At 72.2% G+C, this 25,114-nt stretch carries 24 protein-coding genes; 14 read left to right on the forward strand and 10 right to left on the reverse strand.

Annotation, left to right across the window (positions count from 1 at the left end):
• Positions 1–24 precede the first annotated feature (24 nt).
• Positions 25–738, forward strand: coding sequence for a DinB family protein (locus ACH4KB_RS07160; RefSeq protein ID WP_398064431.1), 714 nt, complete (start codon positions 25–27; stop codon positions 736–738).
• Positions 739–1,114: 376 nt separating this feature from the next.
• On the opposite strand, the gene ACH4KB_RS07165 is transcribed toward ACH4KB_RS07160, so the two are convergent.
• A complete protein-coding gene (locus tag ACH4KB_RS07165) occupies positions 1,115–1,774 on the reverse strand; it encodes a pirin family protein (protein WP_398064433.1) in 660 nt (219 codons plus the stop codon).
• Between the two features lie 249 nt (positions 1,775–2,023).
• Between ACH4KB_RS07165 and ACH4KB_RS07170 the strand changes: the two genes are divergently transcribed.
• The 5 genes from ACH4KB_RS07170 to fabF all read left to right on the forward strand — a co-directional run bounded on the left by ACH4KB_RS07170 (position 2,024) and on the right by fabF (position 6,922).
• A complete protein-coding gene (locus ACH4KB_RS07170) occupies positions 2,024–3,223 on the forward strand; it encodes a PucR family transcriptional regulator (RefSeq protein ID WP_397916662.1) in 1,200 nt (399 codons plus the stop codon).
• Positions 3,224–3,312: 89 nt separating this feature from the next.
• Complete coding sequence (locus tag ACH4KB_RS07175; RefSeq protein WP_398064435.1) at positions 3,313–4,227, forward strand: ACP S-malonyltransferase; 915 nt, start codon at positions 3,313–3,315, stop codon at positions 4,225–4,227.
• A gap of 9 nt (positions 4,228–4,236) precedes the next feature.
• Positions 4,237–5,268: a ketoacyl-ACP synthase III gene (locus tag ACH4KB_RS07180; protein WP_381754503.1), complete on the forward strand. Its 1,032-nt coding sequence runs from the start codon at positions 4,237–4,239 to the stop codon at positions 5,266–5,268.
• A gap of 63 nt (positions 5,269–5,331) precedes the next feature.
• The gene (locus ACH4KB_RS07185; RefSeq protein WP_398064437.1) at positions 5,332–5,583 is read left to right on the forward strand and encodes an acyl carrier protein; all 252 of its coding nucleotides are present in this window, start codon (positions 5,332–5,334) and stop codon (positions 5,581–5,583) included.
• 76 nt (positions 5,584–5,659) lie between these two features.
• Positions 5,660–6,922 carry a beta-ketoacyl-ACP synthase II gene (fabF, locus tag ACH4KB_RS07190; protein ID WP_398064439.1) on the forward strand — a complete coding sequence of 421 codons (1,263 nt, stop codon included), beginning with the start codon at positions 5,660–5,662 and terminating at the stop codon, positions 6,920–6,922.
• A 105-nt stretch (positions 6,923–7,027) separates the two neighbouring features.
• Here the strand turns inward: fabF and ACH4KB_RS07195 are convergent, their stop codons facing one another.
• Entirely contained in the window at positions 7,028–7,522 is a 495-nt protein-coding gene (locus ACH4KB_RS07195; RefSeq protein WP_398064441.1) for a DUF3145 domain-containing protein, read from the reverse strand.
• Positions 7,523–7,922: 400 nt separating this feature from the next.
• Between ACH4KB_RS07195 and ACH4KB_RS07200 the strand changes: the two genes are divergently transcribed.
• Positions 7,923–8,819: an SGNH/GDSL hydrolase family protein gene (locus ACH4KB_RS07200; protein ID WP_398064443.1), complete on the forward strand. Its 897-nt coding sequence runs from the start codon at positions 7,923–7,925 to the stop codon at positions 8,817–8,819.
• A 181-nt stretch (positions 8,820–9,000) separates the two neighbouring features.
• On the forward strand, positions 9,001–10,017 hold the full coding sequence (locus tag ACH4KB_RS07205) for an aldose epimerase family protein (protein WP_398064445.1): 1,017 nt from the start codon (positions 9,001–9,003) through the stop codon (positions 10,015–10,017).
• A gap of 76 nt (positions 10,018–10,093) precedes the next feature.
• On the opposite strand, the gene ACH4KB_RS07210 is transcribed toward ACH4KB_RS07205, so the two are convergent.
• A complete protein-coding gene (locus ACH4KB_RS07210) occupies positions 10,094–10,702 on the reverse strand; it encodes a LysE family translocator (protein WP_073742187.1) in 609 nt (202 codons plus the stop codon).
• Positions 10,699–11,514 (reverse strand): EI24 domain-containing protein, encoded by an 816-nt coding sequence (locus ACH4KB_RS07215; protein ID WP_398064447.1) that lies wholly within the window; start codon positions 11,512–11,514, stop codon positions 10,699–10,701. Before ACH4KB_RS07215 ends, ACH4KB_RS07210 begins: the two co-directional genes overlap by 4 nt.
• Here ACH4KB_RS07215 and ACH4KB_RS07220 point away from each other — a divergent pair.
• The gene (locus ACH4KB_RS07220; protein ID WP_398064449.1) at positions 11,513–11,653 is read left to right on the forward strand and encodes a hypothetical protein; all 141 of its coding nucleotides are present in this window, start codon (positions 11,513–11,515) and stop codon (positions 11,651–11,653) included. The genes ACH4KB_RS07215 and ACH4KB_RS07220 overlap by 2 nt on opposite strands.
• A 38-nt stretch (positions 11,654–11,691) precedes the next feature.
• Here the strand turns inward: ACH4KB_RS07220 and ACH4KB_RS07225 are convergent, their stop codons facing one another.
• Positions 11,692–12,120, reverse strand: coding sequence for an organic hydroperoxide resistance protein (locus tag ACH4KB_RS07225; protein ID WP_069754619.1), 429 nt, complete (start codon positions 12,118–12,120; stop codon positions 11,692–11,694).
• A 101-nt stretch (positions 12,121–12,221) separates the two neighbouring features.
• Positions 12,222–13,241, reverse strand: coding sequence for an NADP-dependent oxidoreductase (locus ACH4KB_RS07230; RefSeq protein WP_398064451.1), 1,020 nt, complete (start codon positions 13,239–13,241; stop codon positions 12,222–12,224).
• 132 nt (positions 13,242–13,373) lie between these two features.
• Here ACH4KB_RS07230 and ACH4KB_RS07235 point away from each other — a divergent pair, with 132 nt between their 5' ends.
• Positions 13,374–13,805 (forward strand): MarR family winged helix-turn-helix transcriptional regulator, encoded by a 432-nt coding sequence (locus ACH4KB_RS07235; RefSeq protein ID WP_398064453.1) that lies wholly within the window; start codon positions 13,374–13,376, stop codon positions 13,803–13,805.
• A gap of 21 nt (positions 13,806–13,826) precedes the next feature.
• On the opposite strand, the gene ACH4KB_RS07240 is transcribed toward ACH4KB_RS07235, so the two are convergent.
• Positions 13,827–14,687 (reverse strand): hypothetical protein, encoded by an 861-nt coding sequence (locus ACH4KB_RS07240; RefSeq protein WP_398064455.1) that lies wholly within the window; start codon positions 14,685–14,687, stop codon positions 13,827–13,829.
• Between the two features lie 124 nt (positions 14,688–14,811).
• Between ACH4KB_RS07240 and ACH4KB_RS07245 the strand changes: the two genes are divergently transcribed.
• From ACH4KB_RS07245 to ACH4KB_RS07255, 3 genes are all read left to right on the forward strand, one after another.
• Entirely contained in the window at positions 14,812–15,381 is a 570-nt protein-coding gene (locus ACH4KB_RS07245; RefSeq protein ID WP_398064457.1) for a hypothetical protein, read from the forward strand.
• A gap of 137 nt (positions 15,382–15,518) precedes the next feature.
• Positions 15,519–16,556 (forward strand): rod shape-determining protein, encoded by a 1,038-nt coding sequence (locus ACH4KB_RS07250; protein WP_398064459.1) that lies wholly within the window; start codon positions 15,519–15,521, stop codon positions 16,554–16,556.
• A gap of 97 nt (positions 16,557–16,653) precedes the next feature.
• Complete coding sequence (locus tag ACH4KB_RS07255) at positions 16,654–18,192, forward strand: GAF domain-containing protein (RefSeq protein ID WP_398064686.1); 1,539 nt, start codon at positions 16,654–16,656, stop codon at positions 18,190–18,192.
• Between the two features lie 220 nt (positions 18,193–18,412).
• Here ACH4KB_RS07255 and ACH4KB_RS07260 read toward each other — a convergent pair whose 3' ends face one another.
• Positions 18,413–18,844, reverse strand: a complete 432-nt coding sequence (locus tag ACH4KB_RS07260) for an Lrp/AsnC family transcriptional regulator (RefSeq protein ID WP_018958355.1) — start codon at positions 18,842–18,844, stop codon at positions 18,413–18,415.
• A 146-nt stretch (positions 18,845–18,990) separates the two neighbouring features.
• Here ACH4KB_RS07260 and ACH4KB_RS07265 point away from each other — a divergent pair, with 146 nt between their 5' ends.
• Positions 18,991–20,214, forward strand: a complete 1,224-nt coding sequence (locus ACH4KB_RS07265; RefSeq protein ID WP_398064461.1) for a nitrate/nitrite transporter — start codon at positions 18,991–18,993, stop codon at positions 20,212–20,214.
• A gap of 110 nt (positions 20,215–20,324) precedes the next feature.
• Here the strand turns inward: ACH4KB_RS07265 and ACH4KB_RS07270 are convergent, their stop codons facing one another.
• Both ACH4KB_RS07270 and ACH4KB_RS07275 read right to left on the reverse strand, forming a co-directional pair.
• Positions 20,325–22,484 (reverse strand): ThuA domain-containing protein, encoded by a 2,160-nt coding sequence (locus ACH4KB_RS07270; protein WP_398064463.1) that lies wholly within the window; start codon positions 22,482–22,484, stop codon positions 20,325–20,327.
• Complete coding sequence (locus tag ACH4KB_RS07275; protein WP_398064465.1) at positions 22,481–24,970, reverse strand: PQQ-dependent sugar dehydrogenase; 2,490 nt, start codon at positions 24,968–24,970, stop codon at positions 22,481–22,483. Before ACH4KB_RS07275 ends, ACH4KB_RS07270 begins: the two co-directional genes overlap by 4 nt.
• Positions 24,971–25,114: the final 144 nt, after the last annotated feature.

The following is a 25,114-nucleotide window of genomic DNA, read 5'->3' on the forward strand; positions in this document are numbered from 1 at the left end:
GCGCGTGACGAGGAGGAGCTGCGGATGAGCGGCCAGGGTCCGCGGACCGACCGACTGAGCATCCTGATCGAGCAGTTCGACCAGGCGCGGGAGATGGCCCAGGTCCGGCTGAAGGGGCTCGGGGACGAGGAGTACCTCTGGGAGCCCGCGCCGGGCAGCTGGTCGATCCGACGCCGGGAGGACGCGGTGACGCCCCGGGCGTACGGGCCCGGCGCGTGGGTCATCGACAAGGGGGCACCGGAGATTCCGGCGAGCGAGTACGCGGAGGTGGCACGGCAGGCGGCGGGCGGGATGTCCGTGGCGAGGATCGCCGAGGACTGGAGCGTGAGCGCCGAACGGGTCGAGGACGTCCTCGCGTTCACCGGTGAGCCGGAGCCCGATGTCGTGCCGGTCACCACCATCGCGTGGCGGCTGGGTCATCTGCACTCCGACTTCGCGGGCCGGTGGGAGTGGACCTTCGGCGAGAGGCGGCGGGATCCGCATCTGCTGGTCGACTTCGCGCCGTCCGCCTCCCTGGCGCTGGAACGGCTCTGGGAGACGCTCGACCGGCACCGCGCGAGCATCGACGCACTCACCGAGGAGCAGCTCGACACGGTGGGCTTCTCGCAGTATCCGTACGGCTCCGACCCCGATGACCCGTACATCGGCGTGCTGGCCAACGCCAATCTGGAACTCATCCACCACATGGCCGAGATCGCTCTGCTCCGCGACCTCTGGCGGGCCCGCCGCTCCCCGTGACACACCACCGGGCCGGAAAAGGCCGACAGCGCGACTCCGCCACTCCTGCCGAGTGGAATCGACGGGAGGGACGTCACTCTCGGGAAGTACATTATTTCCGTCGACGGCAAGCGAGACGGGGTACACGAAGTAGTTGTACCTCAGGGCCACCGCATCCAGTTCGGCCAGGTTGACCTCACCTCGCCCTACGGCTTCCTCAAGCCCCGGAGGCGCGTCCCGACCAAGACGCTCAGCGAATTCAATCTTCACCATTGAGTACCTGACCATAGATTTCGGGATGAGACATCATCAGTCTTTCCATGTACCACTTACAGATCATCGCCTGCGCAACCACCCGACCGGACTCCGTGAGTCCGCACTCCGTCGGCACAGCGCCTCAACCCGCCAGCTCCCACACCAGCAGCTCCGCCGCCCCCGCCACCGCGACCGCCTCCAGCCCCTCCGCTCCGGTGATCCGGGCGGCGTCGCCCGGGCCCAGCTCCTCGCCGCCCAGGGCGACCCGCCCGCGCACCACGTGGACGTACACGCGCACCGCGTCCGGGACCGCCGTGCGCTCGCCCATGGTCAGGCGGCGGACATGGAGCATCGCGCCCGCGCCGGGCAGGGCGTACGGGGTGGAGTCGGCGATGCCGGGGACCACCGAGTACGAGGGTTCGCCGCCCGGCTCCCGGGGGGCCAGCCACATCTGGAGGAAGGTCAACGGGTCGGTGCCGTCGTTGCGTTCGACGTGGCGGACCCCGGAGGCGGCGCTCAGGTGGGCCACGTCCCCGGCGCGGACGACGGTGGAGTGGCCGGCCGAGTCGCGGTGGGTCAGCTCGCCCTCGACGACCCAGGTGACGATCTCCGTATGGCTGTGCGGGTGCTCCTCGAAGCCCGCGCCCGGGGCGAGGCGCTCCTCGTTGCAGGCCAGGATCGGGCCGAAGCGGAGGTTGTCGGGGTCGTAGTGGGGACCGAAGGAGAGGGCGTGCCGGGTGACGATCCCGGCGGCCTCGTCCCCGCCCCGGTAGCGGTCATCGGACCGGTGCACGGAAATCACCCGGCCACGGTAGCCCGGCCGCGCCCGCCGCAGGGGCCGGGGGAACAGGACCGGCCGCACCCGCCGCAGGGGCCGGGGGAACAGGACCGGGCCGCACCCGCCGCAGGGCCGGGGGAACGGGACCGGCCGCACCCCTCGTACGGCCGCCGGAGCGGAACGGTCGCGTCAGGTGTTCGTCTACCCGCCGGTACGGGGGCACCGTCGCCCCGGCCCACCGATCCACCGGCCCGATAAGGCAGTCTTGTCCTCGTGCCCCGACCCGATCCTGAGCTGCCCCCCGCCCACGACGCCCACCTGCACGCCGCGACCCTCAAACGGCTGGAGCAGTCCTCCGGCCGGCTGGCCGCGAACGCGATTGCCCGCATGGACGAATCGCTGCCGTGGTACCGGGCGATGCCTCCGGAGAACCGGTCCTGGATCGGCCTGGTCGCCCAGGCCGGCATCGCCGCGTTCACCGAGTGGTTCCGGCATCCCGAGACCCCGCAGGCCATCTCGACCGATGTGTTCGGCACCGCGCCACGCGAACTGACCCGGGCCATCACCCTGCGGCAGACCGTGGAGATGGTGCGCACCACGATCGAGGTCATGGAGACCGCGATCGAGGAGGTGGCCGCCCCGGGCGACGAGTCGCTGCTGCGGGAGGCGCTCCTCGTCTACGCGCGCGAGATCGCCTTCGCCACCGCCCAGGTCTACGCCCAGGCCGCCGAGGCCCGGGGTGCCTGGGACGCCCGGCTGGAATCCCTCGTGGTGAACGCGGTGCTCTCCGGCGAGGCCGACGAGGGGGCCGTGTCCCGGGCCTCCGCGCTCGGCTGGAACTCGCCCGAGCACGTGTGCGTGATCCTCGGCACCGCGCCCGACGGGGACAGCGAGCTGACCGTGGAGGCGATCCGGCGCGCCGCCCGGCACGCCAAGCTCCAGGTCCTCACCGGCGTCCTGGGCAACCGCCTCGTCGTCATCGCCGGCGGCAGCGACAACCCGCTCCAGGTCGCGAAAGGCCTGATCGGGCCGTACGCCGCCGGGCCGGTCGTCGCGGGTCCCGTGGTGCCGGACCTGCTGGCGGCGACCCGGTCCGCGCAGGCGGCGGCGGCCGGGCTGAAGGCGTGCCTGGCATGGCAGGACGCGCCCCGGCCGGTCCTGGCGGACGATCTCCTTCCGGAGCGGGCGATGGCCGGAGACCCGGCCGCGCGGGACCAGTTGGTGGAGGAGATCTACAGACCGCTGGAAGAGGCCGGTTCGGCGCTGCTGGAAACGCTCAGCGTCTATCTGGAACAGGCGAGCAGTCTCGAAGGCGCCGCCCGGATGCTTTTCGTACACCCCAACACCGTGCGCTACCGGCTGCGACGTGTGACCGACGTCACCGGATGGTCTCCTTCCGATGTGCGCTCCGCATTCACTCTGCGGATCGCCCTGATCCTGGGGCGCTTGGCGGCAGCGGATCCTCAGTCCTAGACTTTTGTTGGACTTCAACAATTCCCCCGACGGTTCTTCGTCCCTGTCCCCACGGGCGTGCGGAGCCGTCCACAAGAGAGAGTGTGAGGGTGCTCGTACTCGTCGCTCCCGGCCAAGGCGCTCAGACGCCCGGCTTCCTGACTCCCTGGCTCGACCTCCCCGGTGCCGCCGACCGCATCGCTGCCTGGTCCGACGCCATCGGGCTCGACCTTGCCCACTACGGCACGCGCGCCGACGCGGACGAGATCCGCGACACCGCCGTGGCCCAGCCGCTCCTGGTCGCCGCCGGACTGCTCTCGGCAGCCGCCCTGGACGCCTCGCCGTCCGTCGTCGCGGGTCACAGCGTCGGTGAGATCACCGCCGCCGCGCTCGCGGGCGTCATCGACGACGAGGCCGCACTGCGCTTCGTCCGCGTCCGGGGGCTCGGCATGGCCGAGGCCGCCGCGGTGTCCGAGACCGGCATGGCGGCCCTCCTCGGCGGTGACCCCGACGTCACGGTCCCGCACCTGGAGAAGCTCGGCCTGACCCCGGCCAACGTCAACGGCGGCGGCCAGATCGTCGCCGCGGGCACCGCCGCCCAGATCGCGGCCCTGGAGGCCGACAAGCCCGAGGGCGTGCGCCGGGTCGTGGCGCTGAAGGTGGCCGGCGCGTTCCACACGCACCACATGGCTCCGGCCGTGGAGAAGCTGCGCGCGGCGGTCGGCGACCTCACGGTCTCCGACCCGGCCGTGCGCTACGTTTCCAACGCCGACGGCCACACCGTGGCCACCGGCACCGAGGTCATCGCCCGGCTGGTCGGGCAGGTCGCCAACCCGGTCCGCTGGGACCTGTGCATGGAGACCTTCCAGTCGCTGGGCGTCACCGCACTCGTCGAGCTGTGCCCCGGTGGCACGCTGACCGGGCTCGCCAAGCGCGCGCTGCCCGGTGTGAAGACGCTCGCGCTCAAGACCCCCGACGACCTCGACACGGCCCGCGCGCTCATCTCCGAGCACGCAGGCGCCTAAGGAGCGAGCATGTCGAAGATCAAGCCCAGTAAGGGCGCCCCGTACGCACGGATCCTCGGGGTCGGCGGCTACCGTCCGACCAGGGTCGTGCCGAACGAGGTGATCCTCGAGACGATCGACTCGTCCGACGAGTGGATCCGCTCCCGCTCCGGCATCGTCACCCGCCACTGGGCCTCCGAGGAGGAGACCGTGGCCGCGATGTCCATCGAGGCGTCCGGCAAGGCCATCGCGGACGCGGGCATCGATCCCGAGCAGATCGGCGCGGTCGTCGTCTCGACCGTCTCGCACTTCAAGCAGACCCCTGCCGTCGCCACCGAGATCGCCCACAAGATCGGCGCGGGCAAGCCCGCCGCCTTCGACATCTCGGCCGGCTGCGCGGGCTTCGGTTACGGCCTCACGCTCGCCAAGGGCATGGTCGTCGAGGGCTCCGCGGAGTACGTCCTCGTGATCGGCGTGGAGCGGCTCAGCGACCTGACCGACCTGGAGGACCGGGCGACGGCCTTCCTGTTCGGTGACGGCGCGGGCGCGGTCGTCGTCGGCCCCTCCCAGGAACCGGCCATCGGCCCGACCGTGTGGGGCTCCGAGGGCGACAAGTCCGAGACCATCAAGCAGACGGTGGCCTGGAACGACCTGCACGTCGGTGACGTCTCCAAGCTGCCGCTCGACTCGAAGGGCGAGATCAAGTTCCCGGCCATCACGCAGGAGGGCCAGGCGGTCTTCCGCTGGGCCGTCTTCGAGATGGCGAAGGTCGCCCAGCAGGCGCTGGACGCGGCCGGGATCGCCCCGGAGGACCTGGACGTCTTCATTCCGCACCAGGCCAACATGCGGATCATCGACTCGATGGTGAAGACCCTGAAGCTGCCGGAGCACGTCACGGTCGCCCGTGACGTCGAGTCCACCGGCAACACATCCGCCGCCTCGATCCCGCTCGCGATGGAGCGGCTCCTGGCGACCGGTCAGGCGAAGAGCGGCGACACCGCGCTCGTCATCGGCTTCGGGGCGGGTCTCGTCTACGCCGCGACGGTCGTTACCCTCCCCTAGGCACACCGGACCTTCCGGTCCGTACGCACGAACACCGAGAAAACCCACCGAAGGAGCGCCAAGATGGCCGCCGCCACGCAGGAAGAGATCGTCAAGGGTCTCGCCGAGATCGTCAACGAGATCGCCGGTATCCCGGTCGAGGACGTCCAGCTGGACAAGTCCTTCACCGACGACCTGGACGTCGACTCGCTGTCCATGGTCGAGGTCGTCGTCGCCGCCGAGGAGCGCTTCGACGTCAAGATCCCCGACGAGGACGTCAAGGACCTCAAGACGGTCGGCGACGCCGCCGGCTACATCCTGAAGCACCAGGGCTGACCCCAGCCCGGCTGTGTCGCCACCCGGCGGTGGCGCCGCTGATTCACGACCCTCTACACGTGGAGAAGATTTTCCAGTGAACTCGACCAATCGCACCGTGGTCGTCACCGGTATCGGCGCAACCACTCCGCTGGGTGGCGACTCCGCATCGACCTGGGAAGGTCTGATGGCCGGCCGGTCCGGCGTCAAGCCTCTCGAAGGCGAGCGCTTCGCCGAACTGCCCGTCCGGATCGCCGCCCTCGCGGCCGTCGACCCGGGCGACGTACTCCCCCGCCCGCTGGCCCGCAAGCTGGACCGCTCGGCGCAGTTCGCGCTGATCGCGGCCCGTGAGGCCTGGGCGGACGCCGGCTTCACCGGCAAGGCCGGTGAGGACGAGAGCATCGCCCCCGAGCGCCTGGGCTCGGTCATCGCCTCCGGCATCGGCGGCGTGACCACCCTGCTCGACCAGTACGACGTGCTGAAGGAGAAGGGCGTACGCCGCGTCTCCCCGCACACCGTTCCCATGCTCATGCCCAACGGCCCGGCGGCCAACGTCGGCCTGGAGGTCAACGCCCAGGCCGGTGTCCACACGCCCGTCTCCGCCTGCGCCTCGGGCGCGGAGGCGATCGGGTACGCCGTCGAGATGATCCGTACCGGCCGTGCCGACGTGGTCGTCGCCGGTGGCACCGAGGCGGCGATCCACCCGCTGCCGATCGCCGCGTTCGCCAACATGATGGCGATGTCCAAGAACAACGACGAGCCCGAGACGGCCTCGCGCCCGTACGACACCGGCCGGGACGGCTTCGTCCTCGGCGAGGGTGCGGGCGTCGTCGTCCTGGAGTCCGCCGAGCACGCCGCCAAGCGGGGCACGCGGGTCTACTGCGAGGTGCTGGGCCAGGGCCTGTCGGCCGACGCCCACCACATCGCGCAGCCCGAGCCCACCGGGCGGGGCATCGCCGCCGCGATGCAGAACCTGCTGGACTCCAGCGACCTCAAGCCGTCCGAGGTGGTCCACCTCAACGCGCACGCCACGTCGACGCCGCAGGGCGACCTCGCGGAGATCAAGGCGCTGCGCAAGGTGCTGGGCGACGACCTCGACCATGTCGCGATCTCCGCGACGAAGTCGATGACGGGTCACCTGCTGGGGGGCGCGGGCGGCATCGAGACCGTGGCGACGGTTCTGGCGCTGCACCACCGCATCGCTCCGCCGACCATCAACATCGACGAGCTCGACGAGGCGATCGACGCGGACATCGTGCGCGGTGAGCCACGGGTGCTGCCCGAGGGGCCGATCGCGGCGATCAACAACTCGTTCGGGTTCGGTGGGCACAACGTGGTGCTGGCGTTCCGGTCCGTGTGAGCCTGCCTTTACGGCTGAAGCCCGCTTCCCGTTCGTCCGGGAGGCGGGCTTCCGCATGCAGCCCCTCCGGCGATTGAGGAGCGAGGTCCGGGGCAGAGCCCCGGGTCACACCACCTGGTGGAGCCAGCGGACCGGGGCTCCCTCGCCCGCGTGCCGGAAGGACTCCAGCTCGTCGTCCCAGGGCTTGCCGAGCAGGGCGGCGATCTCGGTCTCCAGGTCGCTCTCGCCGCGCACCGACCGGGCCAGCGCGGCCCGCAGCCGGTCCTCGGGGACCAGGATGTCGCCGTGCATGCCGGTGACGGCGTGGAAGATGCCGAGGCCGGGGGTGGAGCTGTAGCGCTCGCCCTCGGCGGTGGGGCACGGCTCGGCGGTCACCTCGAAGCGCAGCAGGTCCCAGCCGCGCAGGGCGGAGGCGAGCTGCGAGGCGGTGCCGGCGCGGCCCTTCCAGGAGAATTCGGACCGCCAGGTGCCGGGCGAGGCCGGCTGTCTGATCCAGTCCAGCTGGACCCGTACCCCGAGGACGCCCGCCACTGCCCACTCGACATGTGGGCACAGCGCGCGCGGTGCGGAGTGAACGTACAGGACTCCACGTGTCGTCACCGGAACCTCCCGTGTGGGACGAGGTACGCCTTCCCCAGCTGCCTCGCGCCCGTACCGCCTCTTTCCGGCCGGTTCCCGAGGTTGTCATCAGTAAACAGCATCGGGAGTTAATCTCCTGAAAAGGGACAGTATGTGACGTGACGTAATGTACCGGAGCCGCCCGCGTGTGCGCGGGCGGGCGGGACGCCACTGGTTCGACGGGGAAAAGCTACCGTGCGCCGGGGCCGTCCGTGTGACGTACCGTCGGTCTCGGGCCCCTGATTCGCCGGCTTTCACCCGGCAGGGCGCGCAGAGCCCCGACCTGGGGATCGTGTGCTTGCCGGGGGCATGTCCAGAGGCATAGGCCAGGGTTGGACCGGAGGGGATCCGAGTGATGCCGGAGCGTGCGACACGCCCACGAATGCGTACCACTGCCGCCGCGCTGACGGCGCTCGCCTGCGTCGGCGTCGCCGCGTTGGCCGGGTGCGGCTCCGACGAGGCGGAGGGCGGCGTGTCGCGGAACGCGCCGGCGGCCACGCGCGGTGCCTCGCCGTCCCCCTCCCCCACCCCGGACTGGAACCCCCGGCCCGGGTCGGTCGCGGCGGTCGGGGACTCGATCACCCGGGGCTTCGACGCGTGTTCGGTGCTGGCCGACTGTCCCGAGGTGTCATGGGCGACCGGTTCGGACGACGCGGTGCGCAGTCTCGCGGTCCGGCTGCTCGGCCCGTCCCGGGCGGCGGACCGCAGCTGGAACCACGCGGTGTCGGGGTCGCGGATGGTGCAGTTGCCCGAGCAGATGGCGCGGGCGGCGAAGGAGCGGCCGGAGCTGGTGACGGTGATGACGGGCGCGAACGACGCGTGCCGGGACTCGGTGCGGCTGATGACGCCGGTCGCGGACTTCCGGGCGTCGTTCGAGGCGTCGATGCGGCAGTTGCGGGACGGGGCCCCGAAGGCGCAGGTGTACGTCTCCAGCGTGCCGGACCTGAAGCGGCTCTGGTCGACGGGGCGGGAGAACGAGCTGGGCAAGAAGATCTGGCAGCTCGGGATCTGTCGGTCGATGCTGGCCGACGCGGACGATCTGGGACCGGCGGCCGTGGCCCGGCGGGACGCGGTGCGGGAGCGGGTGGTCGCGTACAACGGGGTGCTGCGGGACGTGTGCGCGAAGGACCGGTACTGCCGGTACGACGGCGGGGCGGTGTTCGACTTCCGTTTCACCGGGACGCAGCTGAGCCAGTGGGACTGGTTCCATCCGAGCCGCGACGGCCAGGCCCGGCTGGCGGAGATCGCCTACCGCAACATCACGGCCGCCGGGGGGTGACCGGCGGATCAGGGCCGGTCAGGCCGCGGCGTCCGGTGCGGTGCGTCGCAAGGCGCGGGAACGTCCTCATCGCGGAGCGATTCGGGCGTTTCGGCAACGCCGCGAGGTGCCGTGCCGGACGTCGCGGACCCGGCCCTGATCCGCTGGTCACCCCCTTGCCGCCCGCGTAGGGTCGGTGACCATGACGACCAGCGCGGATACGGCCACGTACACGGAAGATTTCGGCGCTCTCGCGGACGGGTCGCCGGTCCGCCGGTGGACGCTGGAGCGGGACGGGGTCCGGGTGCGGGTCCTGACCTACGGGGCGATCGTGCAGTCGGTTCAGGCGCCGGGCCGGGACGGGTCCCGGGCCCCGGTGGCGCTCGGGCTGCCGGACGTCGCGGGCTACGAGGAGTTCCCGGCCCCCTACTTCGGCGCGGTGGTCGGGCGGTACGCGAACCGGATCGGGGGCGCTTCGTTCGTCCTGGACGGGCGCACGCACCGCCTGACGCCCAACGAGGGCGGGACCCATCTGCACGGCGGGGCCAGGGGCTTCGACAAGCGGGTGTGGGACGCGGTGGCGGTCCCGGACGGGGTGCGGCTCTCCCTGGTCTCGGCCGACGGGGAGGAGGGGTACCCGGGGCGGCTCGACTTCTCGGTGACGTACACCCTGGGGCCCGGAGGGGCGCTGCGGCTCGGCTACCGGGCGGTGACCGACGCCCCGACCGTCCTGAACCCGACGAGCCACCTGTACTGGAACCTGGCGGGCGCGGACAGCGGGAGCGCGCTCGGGCAGCAGTTGCGGATCGCGGCGGAACACGTGACCCGGGTGGACGCGGCGTCGGTGCCGACGGGTGAGCTGCTGCCGGTGGCCGGGACCCGGTTCGACTTCCGGGGGATGCGGGCGGTGGGCGCGGGCTACGACCAGAACTTCGTGCTGGCAGAGCCGGAGGAGGGGGCCGAGGAGCCGGACGGGGTCGCCGCCGAGCTGTACGACGCGGCGTCCGGGCGGGTGTTGACGGTGCGGACGAGCGAGCCGGGGCTCCAGCTGTACACGGCCGACCACTTCGACGGGCGGCCGTTTCGGCCGTGTGCCGGGATCGCGCTGGAGACCCAGCACTTCCCGGACTCGCCGAACCGGCCGGAGTTCCCTTCCACGGTGCTCCGGCCGGGCGAGGAGTTCGTCTCGCGCACCGAGTACGCGTTCTCGGTGCGCTGAGGCCTCCGCGTCGTCGGTACGCCGAGACCTCGGCTTCGTCGGTGCGTCGAGACCTTCTCCTCCTTCGGTGCTCCGCTCAGCGGGCCAGGCCCAGGGTGACGCCGAGGCCGACCAGGACCGAGCCGATCGAGCGGTTGAGGGCCTTCTGGCGGCGCAGCATCGCACCGCGCAGCCGGGAGTGCGAGAAGAACAGCGCGACGAGGGCGAACCAGCCGAGGTGGGCGGCCGACATGAACAGGCCGTAACCCGCCTGCTGCCACAGGGCGGTGTCGGGCCCGACGACCTGGGTGAAGGTCGCGACGACGAACAGGGTCGTCTTCGGGTTGAGGGCGTTGGTCAGGAAGCCGCTGCGCAACGCCCCGAACGGGGAGAGGCCCGGCCGGTCCGTCAGGTCGACGTCGAGGTCGGCGCGGGCCAGGAAGGTGCGCACCCCGATGTAGATCAGATAGGCGGCGCCCGCCAGCTTGACCGCCGTGAACAGGGCGGTCGAGGAGGCGATGAGCAGCCCGACGCCGAGCATCGTGTACGTGACGTGGACCAGGACGCCCGCCGCGACGCCGGTGGCCGCGAGGACGCCGGTGGTGCGGCCGTACAGATAGCTGTTGCGCACGACCATGGCGAAGTCGGCGCCCGGCGAGATGACCGCGAGGACGGTGATGGCGGCGACCGCCAGCAGTTCGGTCACGCGGACCACGCCCGGGGAGCCGGTGCGTCGCCGCTGTCGGCGGTGCCGGGCCCGGGGCCCGGGTCCGCCGCCGCGTCCGGGTCCACCAGGTCGCGGGCGAGGAGGGTGGCCCCGGCGACGGCTCCCGGCATCAGGAACACCGCGACGACGGGGATGAGGAAGGCCAGGGTCAGCGGGACGCCGAAGCCGAGCACGAGCATCCGGCGTCCGCGCAGCAGGACGAGGCGGTCCTTGAGGACCATGCCCCGGCGCTGGAGGGCGACGGACGTCAGCTCCTCGGCCAGGAAGTAGCCGGAGACGCAGAAGCCGATCGCGGGGACGACCGTCTGCCCGATGACGGGGATGAAACCGCAGGCGAAGAGGGCGATCCCGTACAGGGCGACGCGCAGCAGGATGCGCACGGAGTCGCGGGCGGAGATCCACAGTTCCCGCCAGAGCGGCAGTCCGGACTCGGGGACGTCGCCGCCCTCGCTGCGGTCGACCTCCTCGGAGAGCGACTCGTAGAAGGGCTGGCCGACCAGGAGGGTGACGGCGGTGAAGGTGATGACCGCGAGGAACAGGCCGAGGACGAAGACGAGAGCGGTCAGCCCGGTGCGCAGGATTCCCTGCCAGGGCGAGGACCAGTCGTCGGCGAACGGGGTCGCCCAGCCGACGAGGTCGTCGGCTCCGTAACCGAGTCCGATCAGTGCTCCGGCGTAGATGACGAGGGTGACGAGTCCGGGCAGCAGCCCGAAGCCGAACCATCGTCCGTGTTGGGCAACCCAGCGTTGCCCCTTCATCAAGTAGCCGAAACCCGCCCCGAGATCACTCATGGGCGTCAGCGTACTGGCGGGGGAAGGCGGTGAGGACCGCACCCGGGGCGGGGTGCGGTCCTCACGCGGTGCCGCCTTCGACGACGGCGGCGGCGCTGTGGTCAGCGACTCCGTGGTCGGCGGCTCCGTGGTCAGGTGACTCCGTGGTCGGCGACTACGTGGTCGGCGACTACGTGGTCAGGCGACCGAGAGCGCGACGTTGATGTTGCCGCGGGTGGCGTTCGAGTACGGGCAGACCTGGTGGGCCTTCTCGATGAGCGCCTGCGCGGTGGCGGCGTCGACGTTCGGGATGGAGGCGCTGATCGCGACCTCCAGGCCGAAGCCGCCGGCCTCGGTCTTGCCGATCGAGACCGAGGCGGTCACGGTCGAGCCGGAGATGTCGGCCTTCTCCTGGCGGGCGACGACGCCCAGCGCGCCCTGGAAGCAGGCGCTGTAGCCGGCCGCGAAGAGCTGCTCGGGGTTGGTGCCCGCGCCGCTGCCGCCCATGGCCTTCGGCGGGTTGACGACGACGTCGAGCTGACCGTCGTCGGAGGAGACCCGTCCGTCGCGGCCGTTCTCGGCGGTGGCGACGGCGGTGTAGGCGACGTCGATCTTCTGGATGGTCATGGTGTGAGGATTCCTCCTGTTGGTGCGCCGCGACTCGCGCCCACGGATCGCGACGGCCTGCGGACGAGCCTAACGCGTGACCGCGACCGGCAGGGAGCGGGTCAGGCCAGGGAGACGATCATCTTCCCGGTGTTCTCACCGCGCAGCAGCCCGACGAACGCGTCGTAGCCCTTCTCGATGCCCTCGACCTTCGTCTCCTGGTACTTCAGCTCGCCCGAGGCCAGCCAGCCGGCGACGTCCTGGACGAACTGGGGCTGGAGGTCGGCGTGGTCGCCGACGAGCATGCCGGTCAGGCGCAGCCGCTTGCCGATGATCAGCGCCATGTTGCTCGGGCCGGGGGTCGGCTCGGTCGCGTTGTACTGGGCGATCATTCCGCAGATGGTGGCGCGGCCGTGCACGTTGAACGAGGAGATCGCGGCTTCCAGGTGCTCGCCGCCGACGTTGTCGAAGTAGACGTCGATGCCGTCGGGGGCGGCTTCCCTGAGCTGGTCGCGGACGGGCCCGTTCTTGTAGTTGAACGCGGCGTCGAAGCCGTACTCCTCGGTGAGGAGCTTGACCTTCTCGTCGGAGCCGGCGGAGCCGATGACCCGGGAGGCGCCCTTGAGCTTCGCCATCTGGCCGACCTGGCTGCCGACGGCGCCGGCCGCGCCGGAGACGAAGACCGCGTCGCCCTCCTTGAAGGAGGCGACGTCGAACAGGCCCGCGTAGGCGGTGAGTCCGGTCATGCCGAGCACGCCGAGGTAGGCGGAGAGCGGGGCGAGGTCGGGGTCGACCTTGACCGCGTGCTTCGCGGGCACGTCGGCGATCTCGCGCCAGCCGAGGCCGTGCAGGACGTGGTCGCCGACGGCGAAGCCCTCGGCATTGGAGGCGATGACCTCGCCGACCGCGCCGCCGTCCATGGGGCGGTCGAGCTGGAAGGGCGGGGTGTAGGACTTCACGTCGTTCATCCGGCCGCGCATGTACGGGTCGACCGAGAAGTACTTGTTGCGGACGAGGACGCGGCCCTCGGCCGGAGCGGCGACCTCGGCCTCGCGCAGCGCGAAGTCCTCGGCCTCGGGCCAGCCGTGCGGGCGGGCGACCAGGTGCCATTCACGGCTGGACGTGGGAAGTGCTGCAGACATGGGCTCGGGTTCTCCTCAATGTCATACGAGGGGGTGTGCTTCCGCACCCGGTGGCGCGAAAAGCTTCATGACATGAAACAACCATGCTCCTGAATATTTCATGATGTCAAGTAAATCGGTACGCTGTGCCCCATGGCCACTCGCACAGACCACCTGACCCTCGAGGTCGTCGAGCTCATCGGCGCCGTCGTGGCGCGCTACCACGAGGAGTACGACCGGGCCGCCACCGAGCACTCCCTCACCGGAGCGCAGGCGCGGGTGCTCGGGCTGCTCTCGCTGGAGCCCCTGCCGATGCGGAAGATCGCCCTCAGGCTGAAGTGCGAGCCGTCCAACATCACCGGGATCGTCGACCGGCTGGAGGCCCGGGAGCTGGTCGAGCGCAGGCCCGATCCGGCCGACCGGCGGATCAAGCTGGCCGCCGCGACGGAGAAGGGCAGGCGCACGGCCCGTGAGCTGCGGGACGCGCTGGACTTCGCCCGGGAACCGCTGGCCGGCCTCTCCGACGCCGAGCGCACGGTCCTGCGGGACCTGCTGCGCCGGATGCTGGGCGAGGACGCTCTGTAGGGCGAGTTTCGAAAGTCCCGCCTACGTGCACCACCACAGGAAGCGGGTGCAGGTCGGGGACGGCGTCGGGGCGGGTGTCGGTTCCGCCGGGGGCGACGGGGGTGCGGGCGCGGTGGTCGGCTCCCGCGGATCGTCCGGTTCCGGCGGATCGGCGGGCGGGCGGTCGGGGGCGTCGGACGGGTCCGCGCCGTCGGGGCCCGCGTCGCCGGGGTCCGGGGAGGCGGCGTCCGCGTCGCCGGGGTCCGGGGAGGCGGTGGGCCCGTCGGTGCGCGAGGCATCGGGGCTCGGCGGGCGTGAGGGGTTCCCTCGGCGCGTGCCGGCCGGTGAGGCGTCCGTCGCGGAGCCCGTGGCCGCCCCGGGCCGGGACCCGGCCGGGCCGGGATCGCGGGGCTCGTCGGCGGACGACTCCTCGGGCGCGGCCCCGGACGGGCCGGACGGCGACTCGCGTACGTAGTCGGCGGCGGTGTCGTCCCGCCCGGGCTCCCTGGCCAGTTCCGCCAGGCTCAGGGCGCCCGCCGCGAGGAGCAGCCCGAGCGCGCCGAGCAGGACGGCCCGGCCGCGCCGACGATGACCACCGCGGGCCCGCCGCCGCGACGCGGGGCGGCCGTCGGGGCGGCCGTCGGGGCGACCTCCGGCATAGCGTCGGGCGTCCAGCCGGGCATCGCGTCGGGCGGCGCGTCGGGCATCTCGTCGGGCATCGCGTCGGGGGCTTCCCTCGCCGGCAGGCGCGGCCGTCCCGTCCGGCGGTGCGGCCCCGCCGGACGCGTCACGCACGTCCGGGGTGGGCACGGCGAAGGGACCCAGTGCCTCGGCGGGCGTACCGCACCCGGCGCAGGCCAGGGCTCCGTTGAGATGCCGTCGGCACGGGTGGCAGTAATCCATGGCGCCCGCAGGTTAGGCGGGTGCGGAAGAACCAGGGAAGCCGCACAGGTGAGGATCGTGTGAGGAAGCGCTGATTCGGGTGACGGCCGGTCCGATACGCCTGACACGCGGGAGGATGGGCGGCATGACCGCTCCCGCCCCCTTCGGCCCCCTCCAGTTCCAGCTCGTCCTGCTGCGCCGGATGGCCGACCACCAGCCCGACCTGGTCGACCAGGCCCGGCAGGAACTGAGCGCCTCGCTCGCCGACATGCGGGAGGCCAACCGCCGCTGGCAGGCCATGGTCCGGGCGCCCCGGGGGCGAGGGTCACTGCGGCGCTACCGCTCGGTGCTCGGCGAACCGGAGGCGATTCTGCCGCGCCGGGTCGGGGAGCTGGAGTGCGAGGCGCTGCTGTGGCCGGTGCCGCTCTGGCCCGACCTGCGGTTCGAGGTGATGGCCGGGCCCGGCGGGGCCGTGTGGAACGAGTGGCTGGTGCGGGCCCCGGGCGCGGCCGGACCGGAGCTGACCTCTCCGGACGCGCTGCTCCCGTGGTCGTGCACCGTGGACGAGGCGGCCCGCGCCTTCCCCCCGGCCCGGCCGATGGAGGGCAGCGCCCCGACCCGGTGGTCGCTGGCCGTCACCGACCCGGCCACCGGCGGGGAGCGGGTCGCGGAGTTCACCTGGGGCCTGTTCCAGCGGCTGCTACCGGGCCGTTGAGCTGAGGTGTCGTCAGCTCCTCCCCCCCTTCCGGCTCATCCCAACGCGCGCGACGGGCCGGACAGCGCCAAAGTTGTGAAGAGAGATACCGGCTGCCGCCGGTGCCCCCCTCCATCCGCGCGCTCGGGAGAATCGCCGTGACCGTCAGCCTTGAGCAGTTGCAGCGTTGCCACGTCGCCGTCGATCTCGGGGCCGCGAGGACCCGGGTGTACGTCAAGGGGCTCGGCCTCGTCGTCGACGAACCGAGCGTCGCCGCCGTCAACACCCGTACCGGCTCCCTCATCGCCGTCGGTGCGCTCGCCGAGCAGATGACCGGTCGCACCCCCGATTACATCCGGGTGGCCCGCCCGGTCTCCGGCGGCACCGTCGTCGACATCGAGATGGCCCAGCGGATGCTGCGCCATCTGCTGGGCGACAAGCTCCGCCGTCAACTGCGCCGCAAGCCCCGGCTGCGCGCCGCCGCCTGCACCCCGCACGAGGCCGACCCGCTGGCCCAGCGCGCCACGGTGGAGACCCTGGTCGGGCTCGGCGCCCGCCGGGTCGAGCTGGTGGACACCCTGATCGCGGCGGCCGTGGGCTGCGGGCTGCCGGTCGAGCAGCCGACCGCGACCATGATCATGGTGTGCGGGGCCGCCACCACCCAGATCGCGGTGCTCTCGCTCGGCTCGATCGTGACCGCCGTCCGGATCCCGGTGGGCGGCAACGCGATCGACGAGGCGATCATCCAACACCTGCGCCAGCACCACGAGCTGGTGCTCCCGAGCCAGTCCGTGCGCCCGCTCCAACTGGCGCTGCACGGCAACGGCCTCCAGCTGACCGGCCCCGCCCTCACCGAGATCCACGGTCGCGACGTGGCGACCGGGCTGGCCCGCTCTGTGCAGGTCGACACCGCCGCCGTACGGCAGGCCATCCACACGCCGCTCACCGCGGTGCTCGACGGGGTGGGCAAGGTGCTCCGCGACTGCCCGCCGGACCTGGTGGCCGACCTCGCGGACCGGGGCATCATGATGGTGGGCGGCAGCGCGCTGCTCCCGGGCCTCGACCAGATGCTGCGCGACGCGACCGGGATGCCGGTGCACATCGCGGAGCGTCCCGACGTCTGCTCGGTGCTCGGTCTGGGCGCGATGCTGGACGGCAAGATCCAGCCGATGGTCCTCAACCCGCTGGCGGGGTGAGCGCGTCGGCAGGGACGGGGTGGTGGAACGGCCGACGCGGGCGGAGCCTGTGAAGGGGCCCGTGGAGCCCGGCCCGGCCGACGCCGGGCGGCTGCCGATGCTCCTGGAGGCGCTCCTCGACGTCGGCAGCGACCTGGAGCTGGGCTCCACCCTCCAGCAGATCGTGGACACCTCCACCGCCCTCACCGGGGCCCGCCACGGTGCGCTCGGTGTGCTGGACCCGGACCGCGACCGGGTCGAGGAGCTCTACACCGCCGGGATGACGGAGGCGGAGCGGCAGCACCTCGACCTCTTGCCGGACGACTCCTCCGGGGGGCCGGCCGCCCTGGTCGAGGCCGCTCTGGTCGAGGAGGACCGGCAGGAGCGTCCCCCCGGCGGTCCCCCGGCGCGCGGCTTCCTGCGGGCGCCGATCCTGGTCCATACCGAGGTCTTCGGGCATCTCTGTCTCGCCGAGAAGCCGTCGGGGCCGTTCAGTGACACGGACCGGGCCCTGCTGCGGGTCCTCGCCGCCCAGGCGGGCATCGCGATCGGCAACGCCCGGCTGTACGGGACGGCCCGGCAGCGCGAGCGCTGGATCGCGGGGGCGGCGGCCGTCACCACGGCCCTGCTGACCGGTACCGACGCGGCCGACGCGCTGATGACGGTGGCCGAGCGGGCCCGGGTGCTGGCGGGTGCGTCGGCCGGGGTGATCCTCCAGCCGACGGAGGAGGGCGGGATGGAGATCGTCACCGCGTCCACCCTGGACGATCCGGCGGGCATCGTCGGCACGGTGATCGAGCCCGGCTCCGCGGTGCTGGTGCAGCTGCTCGGCGGCGAACCGGTCTTCGTCGAGGACTCGGCCACCGACCCCCGGATGACCACCGGCGTACGCTCCCGCTTCGGACCGAGCATGATGCTGCCGCTCCAGAGCGGCGGGCGGCTCATCGGCACGCTCGCCCTGCCCCGGCGGCGCGGCGAGCGGCCGTACACGGAGATGGACCGGCTGCTGGCGACCCAGTTCGCCTCGCAGGCGGCGCTGGCCCTGGTGCTGGCGGACGCGCAGGCCGACCGGGAGCAGCTCGCGGTGTACGAGGACCGTGACCGGATCGCCCGTGACCTGCACGATCTGGTGGTCCAGCGGCTCTTCGCCACCGAGATGATGCTGGAGTCGACCCGCCGCCGGGCGGCGTCGGAGGAGGCCGGCGGCTCAGAGGCGGAGACCGGCGGCAGCGTAGAGACGCAGACCGATGAGCTGCTGGGGCGGGCCGTGGACGAGCTGGACTCCACCATCCAGGAGGTCCGCACCGCGATCTTCGCGCTCCAGCAGCCGCCGGCCGGGGCCCCGAGCACCTTCCGGGGCCGGGTGCTGCGCGAGACCGGGGGCGCGGCGGCCCTGCTGGGTTTCCCGCCGTCGGTGCGGTTCGCCGGGGCGGTGGACGCGCTGGTGGACGAGGAGACGGGGCGGCAGCTGCTGGCCGCCCTGCGCGGGGCGCTGGCCGCCGCGCACCGCAGGCCCGGGGTGTCGGCCATCGAGGTGGAGGTGGACGCCACGGTCCGGCTGCCGGACGGGCGGACCGGGGTGCGGCTGGTGGTCGCGGACGACGGGCGCGGCGAGGACGGCCGTCCGACGACGGTGACCTGGCAGACCCCGGCCTGACCCGGCGGCCCCGGTGGCCCGGCGGCCCCGGTGGCTCCGGTGGCTCCGGCGGCTCCGGCGGCTCCGGCGGCTCCGGCGGCTCCGGCGGCTCCGGCGGCTCCGGCGGCTCCGGTGGCTCCGGTGGTTCCGGCGGCCCGGCGGCCCGGCGGCCCCGGTGGCTCCGGTGGTTCCGGCGGCCCGGCGGCCCGGCGGCCCCGGTGGCTCCGGCGGCTCCGGCGGCTCAGTGCTTCGGGGCCGCCCGCAGGGCGATCCGGGTGTTGGAGTGGGCGATGCCCGCCTCCCGTTTCAGCCGGCGCAGCAGGGTGTCCAGCGCCCCGGGGTCGGCGACGGTGGCCCGTACGAGGTAGTCGTGGCCGCCCGTCACGTGTACCACCTCCGTGATTCCGGGCAGCATCAGCACCGAGCGTTCGAACTCCTCGTTCGTCGTGTCGAGCCGCAACGTCACATCGATGAAGACAACCAGGCCCGAACGGGTGTCGGCGGCCGGGTCGACGATGACGGTGAAGCCCCGGATGACCCCGTCGCGGCGCATCCGGCGGACGCGGTCGCCCGCCGCGTTGGCGCTGAGCCCCACGCGTACGCCCAGATCCCGGTACGAGATCCGCGCGTCCTCCTGGAGAATGCCGAGGATTTCCCTGTCCAGCCGATCCATACCGTGATTGTCCCAGTTCATGGCAGTATCGGCTGGTGGAGACCGCCGGAGACCGCCGGAGACCGCCGGGTGCCCCGGGCCCCGCTGTCCCCCCGGTCGGCGCAGCCCAGCGGGCCGTGCGGCGTCCCGCGCCCTTGACTGGTCGGGTGGACACCTCCGCCAAGCAGTCTCCCGAGCCGCCCGTCCCGGCGGCAGCCGCACCTCCGTCGGCCGCGTACCGCAATCTCGTCCTGGCGACGGTCGGCTTCGCGCTGACCTTCTGGGCGTGGAATCTGATCGCGCCGATGTCCGGGGAGTACAAGGACCGGCTGGGGCTCAGCTCGTTCCAGCAGTCCTTCCTGGTGGCCGTGCCGGTGCTCGTGGGGTCGCTGGGCCGGATCCCGGTGGGGGCGCTGACGGACAAGTACGGCGCGAAGCTGATGTTCCCGCTCGTGTCGGCGCTGACGATCGTGCCGGTGCTGCTGCTGATCCCGGCGAAGAACTCCTACGGGGCGATGCTCGCGGTCGGCTTTCTCCTGGGGCTCGGCGGGACGACGTTCGCGATCGGCGTTCCGCTGGTCAACTCCTGGTTCCCGCCGGCCAAACGGGGCTTCGCCCTGGGGGTGTTCGGGATGGGCATGGGCGGGGTGGCGCTGTCGGGCTACTTCACGCCGCGCATCGCGAAGCACGGCGACGATCTGCCGTTCCTCGTGGTCGCGGGGGCACTGGTGGTGTACGCGCTGGTGGCGGCCGTCCTGGTCAGCGACCACCCCGGCCGGAAGGTCCCCACGGACACGCTGGCGCACCGGCTCGGCGAGGCCGGGAAGCTGCGGGTGACCTGGGAGCTGTCGGCCCTGTACGCGATCGGCTTCGGCGGCATCGTGGCGTTCGGGGTGTATCTGCCGACGTATCTGAAGACCTGGTACGAGATGTCGCCGACCGAGGCGGGCACCAAGGCGGCCGGGTTCGCCCTGGTCACGGTGGTCTTCCGGCCGATCGGCGGCTGGCTCTCGGACCGGGCGCACCCGGCGCTGGTGACCTCGGTCGCCCTGCTGCTGGCCGCGCTGATGGCGATCGTGCAGGCCTTCGAGCCGCCGCTGAACCCGGTCGGCACGATCGCGCTGCTGGCCATGGCGGCCGGGCTCGGCACCGCGAGCGGCAGTGTGTTCGCCCTGGTCTCGCAGGTGACGCCGCAGCCGAAGGTGGGCAGCGTGACGGGCATCGTCGGGGCGATGGGCGGGCTGGGCGGCTTCGTGCCGCCGCTGGTGATGGGCGCGATCTACAGCGCCAAGGACAGTTACGCGATCGGCTTCATGCTGCTGTCCGATCTGGCGCTGGCGGGGTGCGTGTACGCGTACGGGCGGATGCGGACCGTCCAGCGCGAGGAGTGAGGCCTCGCAACGGAGAGACCCGGTCGCGGCAGGAGCCGGTCAGGGAGAGAGCATCGGAACGGCCGCGTTCCCGCCGGAACGCGGCCGTCCGCGCGAGGGCTCCGGTGCGGTCAGCCGCGCTGCCGGAGCTGCTGTTCGAACCGGTCCGCCCAGTACGCGGTCCGGTCGAGGTAGGCCGTCTCGGCGGCCTCACCGGTCTTGCCGTACGCCCCCTCGTAGGTCTCGTAGCCGTGGCCCGGGGGCGGGCTGGAGGAGGCCGGTTCGATGGAACTTCCCTCGTGCCACTCGTTGAACGAGGTGACGGAGACCCAGGTGGGGTTCCCGCCGATGGCCGGGTCGAGGGCGTTGTTCCACTCCAGGTCGTAGGAGGCGCCGTCCGCGCGGCCCAGGGTGGGGGTGGTGTTGCCGGGCACGGCCCGGTCGTCGAGGTAGCCGGGGGCGACCGAGGGGGCCCAGACCAGGCCGTTGGCCTTGGCGTAGTCGCCGGCGTTCTTCCAGCCGGGCGCGGTGGCCCCGGCGATGCCGTCGTAGGTGTAGATCCCGCCGAAGTGGTCGACCTTGCTGGTGTCGGTGGTCTGGGCGAGGACGATGGCGGTGTCCTTGACGGCGTCCAGCGCCGACCAGTCCTGGATCCTCAGGCTCTCGAAGACGTAGTAGGCGTTGCGGTCGCCGTTCGCCGCGTCCCGGTAGAAGGCGGGGTGGTCGCCGAACTTCCCTTCCAGATAAGCGATGTCGTCGACGACGGATTCGGCGGTACGGCCGCTGTAGGGCTCGATGTGCCAGGCGACCTCGATGCCGTGGCGGGCGGCGGCGTCCATGACGTCACCGGCGAGGGAGTCCTCGTATCCCCCTTGCCCCCACCAGCTGTAGACGATGACGCCCGCGCCGGACCGCTGGATCCACTTCATGTGCTGGTCGACGGCTCCGGTGATGTCCCCGGAGTCGTACGGGCCGAGCTTCGGGTAGAGGTCGGCTCCGATGGAGTCCGGCGGGGTGTGGCCGCCCTGCTGCCAGTGCCGCCAGCTCCCCGAGCCCTCGGGGGTGCCGTACCAGGCGTAGTAGAAGAGGTGCACGTTGGACGAGCCCTCGTCCTCGGTGGCCGGGGCGCGGGTCAGGGTGAGGCGGTCGATGTCGAAGAGGGCGCCGGCTCCCCCGGTGAACCGCAGGAACAGCGGGCCTGTTCCGGCGGTCAGGGTGGTGGTGACCTCGGTGAAGGTCTCCCAGCCGCCGGTCGGGGCGACGTACGCCGAGCCGAGGAGCGGCCCGGTGGCGGAGCCGGAGCGGACCTCGATGGTGCCGCCCGCGCCGGCCGAGGAGACCCGGGCGGTGAAGGCGGTGGCCCCGGCGGTGTCGAGTGCGGAGTAGCCCGCCCAGTCGCCGTGGTCGATGTAGCCGAGGGTGGCTCCCCCGCTCGCCGAGCCGTGGGCGGCGCTCTGGACGCCGGAGGAGGAGGTGTACGCCTCCGCCTCCGCGCTGTCGCCGCCCGGGCCCGGTCCGCCCGCACCGCAGTCGGCCTCCACGGCTCCGGCCGCGTACTGGACGCCGCCGAGGAGCAGTTGGCGGAAGTCGGGGTCGGCGAAGGACTCGATGGTGTGGCCGAGTCCGGTGTAGAAGGAGCGGCCCTCCTGCTGCTGGTGGCACCAGGTGATGGGGTGGTCGCCGCCCATCTCGCCGCCGCTGTAGCTGGATTCGTCCAGGGACTGGAGGACGTGGACGTCGGAGCGGGGGTTGGAGCGGTAGTTGTACCACTCGTCGGTCCGCGTCCAGGTGTCGTCCAGGTGCGCGGTCGCCGGGTGGACGTGGTCCTCGGTGGTGAGGCGGGCCTCATGGATCGCGGGGTGACTACGGAACCAGGCGCCGACGAGGTCCTCGTACTCCGGCCAGTCGTACTCGGTGTCGGCCGCCGCGTGGACGCCGACGAATCCGCCGCCGCCGTCCACATACCCCTTGAGGGCGCTCTGCTGGGTGCCGTTCAGGACGTCGCCGGTGGTGGAGAGGAAGACGACGGCCTCGTACCCGGCGAGGTTCGCCGGGGTGAAGGCGGTCGCGTCCTCGGTGGCGGTCACGGTGAACGCGTTGGCCGCGCCGAGCTGTTGAAGGGCGGTGATGCCCGCCGGGATGGAGTCGTGCCGGAATCCGGCAGTCTTGGAGAAGACGAGGACCTGGTAGGGGTCGGCTGCTGCCGCGCTCTGCACTCCGGGGCTCAGGAAGGCCGCCCCGAGGGTGAGGGCCACTGCGCAGGCGAGGCGGCGTACGCGGGATCGTCTCATCGGTGGTCCACCTGCGCTCCCTGCGTGTTGAACGTGAAGGCGTCCAGGTCGAAGAGGCTGCCCCGGCCTGTCGGGCCCTTGAAGACGAAGAACAGCTCGGTTGTCCCGGCGGGGGCGTTGTTCACGTCCGCCGTGACGTTCACGAAGTTCTCCCAGCCGCCCGTCGGGGCGACGGCGAGCGAGGAGAGCAGCGTCCCGGTGGCGGAGCCGGCCCGCACCTCCAGGGTGCCGCCCGCGCCGCCGGAGGAGACCCGCGCGGTGATGGAGGTGGCGTTGGACAGGACGTACGGCGTGAAGGAGACCCAGTCGCCGTCGTCCGTGTAGCCGACGGTCGCACCGCCCTCGGCGGGGCCGTGCGGGGCGACCTGGATGCCGTTGTGGGCGGCGAAGTGCTCGCCCTGGCGGTGGCGCGGCTGGAGGACGGAGTCGCTGTGCGTGGTGAGCCCGCTCGTGTCGGTGTACTCGGCATCGAAGACCCCGTAGATGTTGGCGGCGGTGTCGTGCTCCCCGTCGACGGGGACGTCGATGGTGCCGGAGCAGCCGTTCTTCGAGGTGATCTGGTGGCGGTGGCTGTCATGGCCGAGGAGGTAGGTGACCTTGACCTTGGAGCAGTCGATCGTGCCGTCCTCGGGGTCGCTGACGCTCACGGTGAAGGGAACGGAGTCGCCGAAGGAGAAGAGCGAGCCGTCCGCGGGGGTGTTGAGCGTGACGGTGGGAGCGCTGTTGCCCGCCGTCACGACCAGGCTCGCGGAGCCGGTGAGCCCTGCGGGGTCGGTGACGGTCAACGTCGGGCGGAAGGTCCCGGCGGTGGTGTAGGTGTGGGTGGGGTTGGCGGCGGTGGAGGTGGTCCCGTCGCCGAAGTCCCAGGCGTAGCTGAGGTTTCCGCCCTCGGGGTCGGCGCTGCCGGCCGAGGAGAAGGAGACCGCGAGCGGGGTGGGTCCGGTGGTCCTGTCGGCGGCGGCCCTGGCGACCGGGGAGCGGTTGTTGCCCGCGAGGTACTCGACGCGGTACAGGGCCTGGTTGTTCGCGCCGGTGCCGTAGTCGAGGACGTACAGCGCGCCGTCGGGTCCGAACGCGGAGTCCATGACCTGGGTGCCGGTCCACGGGAAGGTGTCGATGGTTCCGGGCGATCCGTCAGCCTCGATCTCGACCGGCTTGATCCACTTGCGGCCGTACTCGGTGGCGAAGAAGCGGCCGTCGAGGGAGGCGGGGAATTTCACGGCCGAGTCGAGGTCCGGGTCGAAGTTGTACACGGGTCCGGCCATCGGGGACTCCGAGCCGCCGCCGAACTCCGGCGGGGAGCCCGCGTCACCGGCGTACCGGATCCAGGCGGGCCGGGCCGGAGGCAGCGTGGCCTGGCCGGTGTTCCGGAAGGAGTTGTTGGCGGGGCCGGAGGCACAGGTGTACTTGCCGGCGGACGGGCCGCTGGGGAAGGCGTACTCGCCGTACGTCTCCGTGGGCGTGTTGGTGCCCGTGCAGTACGGCCAGCCGAAGTTGCCGGGCTGGGTGACCCGGTTGAACTCGACCTGGCCGCTGGGTCCCCGGGCCGGGTCGGTGCCGCCGGCGTCGGGGCCGTAGTCGCCGATGTAGACGGCTCCGGACTTCTTGTCGACGGACATCCGGAACGGGTTGCGGAAGCCCATCGCGTAGATCTCGGGGCGGGTCTTCGCGGTGCCGGGGGCGAAGAGGTTGCCCGCCGGGATCGTGTAGCCGCCGTCCGCGGTGGGCTTGATCCGCAGCAGCTTGCCGCGCAGGTCGTTGGTGTTGCCGGAGGAGCGCTGGGCGTCGAACTGCGGGTTGCGGTTGGTGCGTTCGTCGATGGGGGCGTAGCCGGCCGACTCGAAGGGGTTGGTGTCGTCGCCGGTGGTGAGGTAGAGGTTCCCGGCGGCGTCGAAGTCGATGTCGCCGCCGACGTGGCAGCACTGGCCCCGGTCGCTCGCGACTTCCAGTACGACCTTCTCGCTGGCGGTGTCGAGGGTGCCGTCCGCCCTGAGGACGAAGCGGGAGAGGTTCAGATGCCCTTTCCACGCCTCGAAGTCGGCGGCGGATCCGGTGGTGGGGGCGTCGCCCGGCGGGGTGTTCAGGACCGGCGAGTAGTAGAGGTAGACGAAGCGGTTCGCCGAGAAGCCCGGGTCGACGGCGATGCCCTGGAGGCCCTCCTCGTCGTGGGTGTAGACGTCGAGTTTCCCGGCGGTCTTCGTCGCCCCGGCGGCGTTGGTCAGCCGGACCGTGCCGTCGCGGGCGGTGTGCAGCACGGACCGGTCCGGCAGCACGGCGAGCGACATCGCCTCGCCCAGTTCGGCGCCGCCGAGGGCCAGTTGGACCTGCTGGTAGTCGGCGGCGGGGATGTCGGCCGCGACGCGCGGGGCGCGGGCCTCGGGGTCGGCGGCGACGGCCGGCCCCGCCGCGGGGACGGCGAGCGTGGCCGCGAGCAGTGCGGCGAGCGCGGTGGCGCGTCTGGACCACCGTGGGGGTGCGGGTGACATGGTCGTTCCTTCCTGACGGTACGTGGGGCCCCTCAGGCAAGGCGCTGTCGCGCTTTGCGGCGTACGGTTCCCGGCGCACGGGACGTACGACATGCGATGTGCAGACGTGTGATGTGCAGGCGTGCGTGTGCAGACGTGCGTGTG

This window comes from Streptomyces sp. NPDC017520 (assembly GCF_044329855.1).
Lineage (GTDB): Bacteria > Actinomycetota > Actinomycetes > Streptomycetales > Streptomycetaceae > Streptomyces.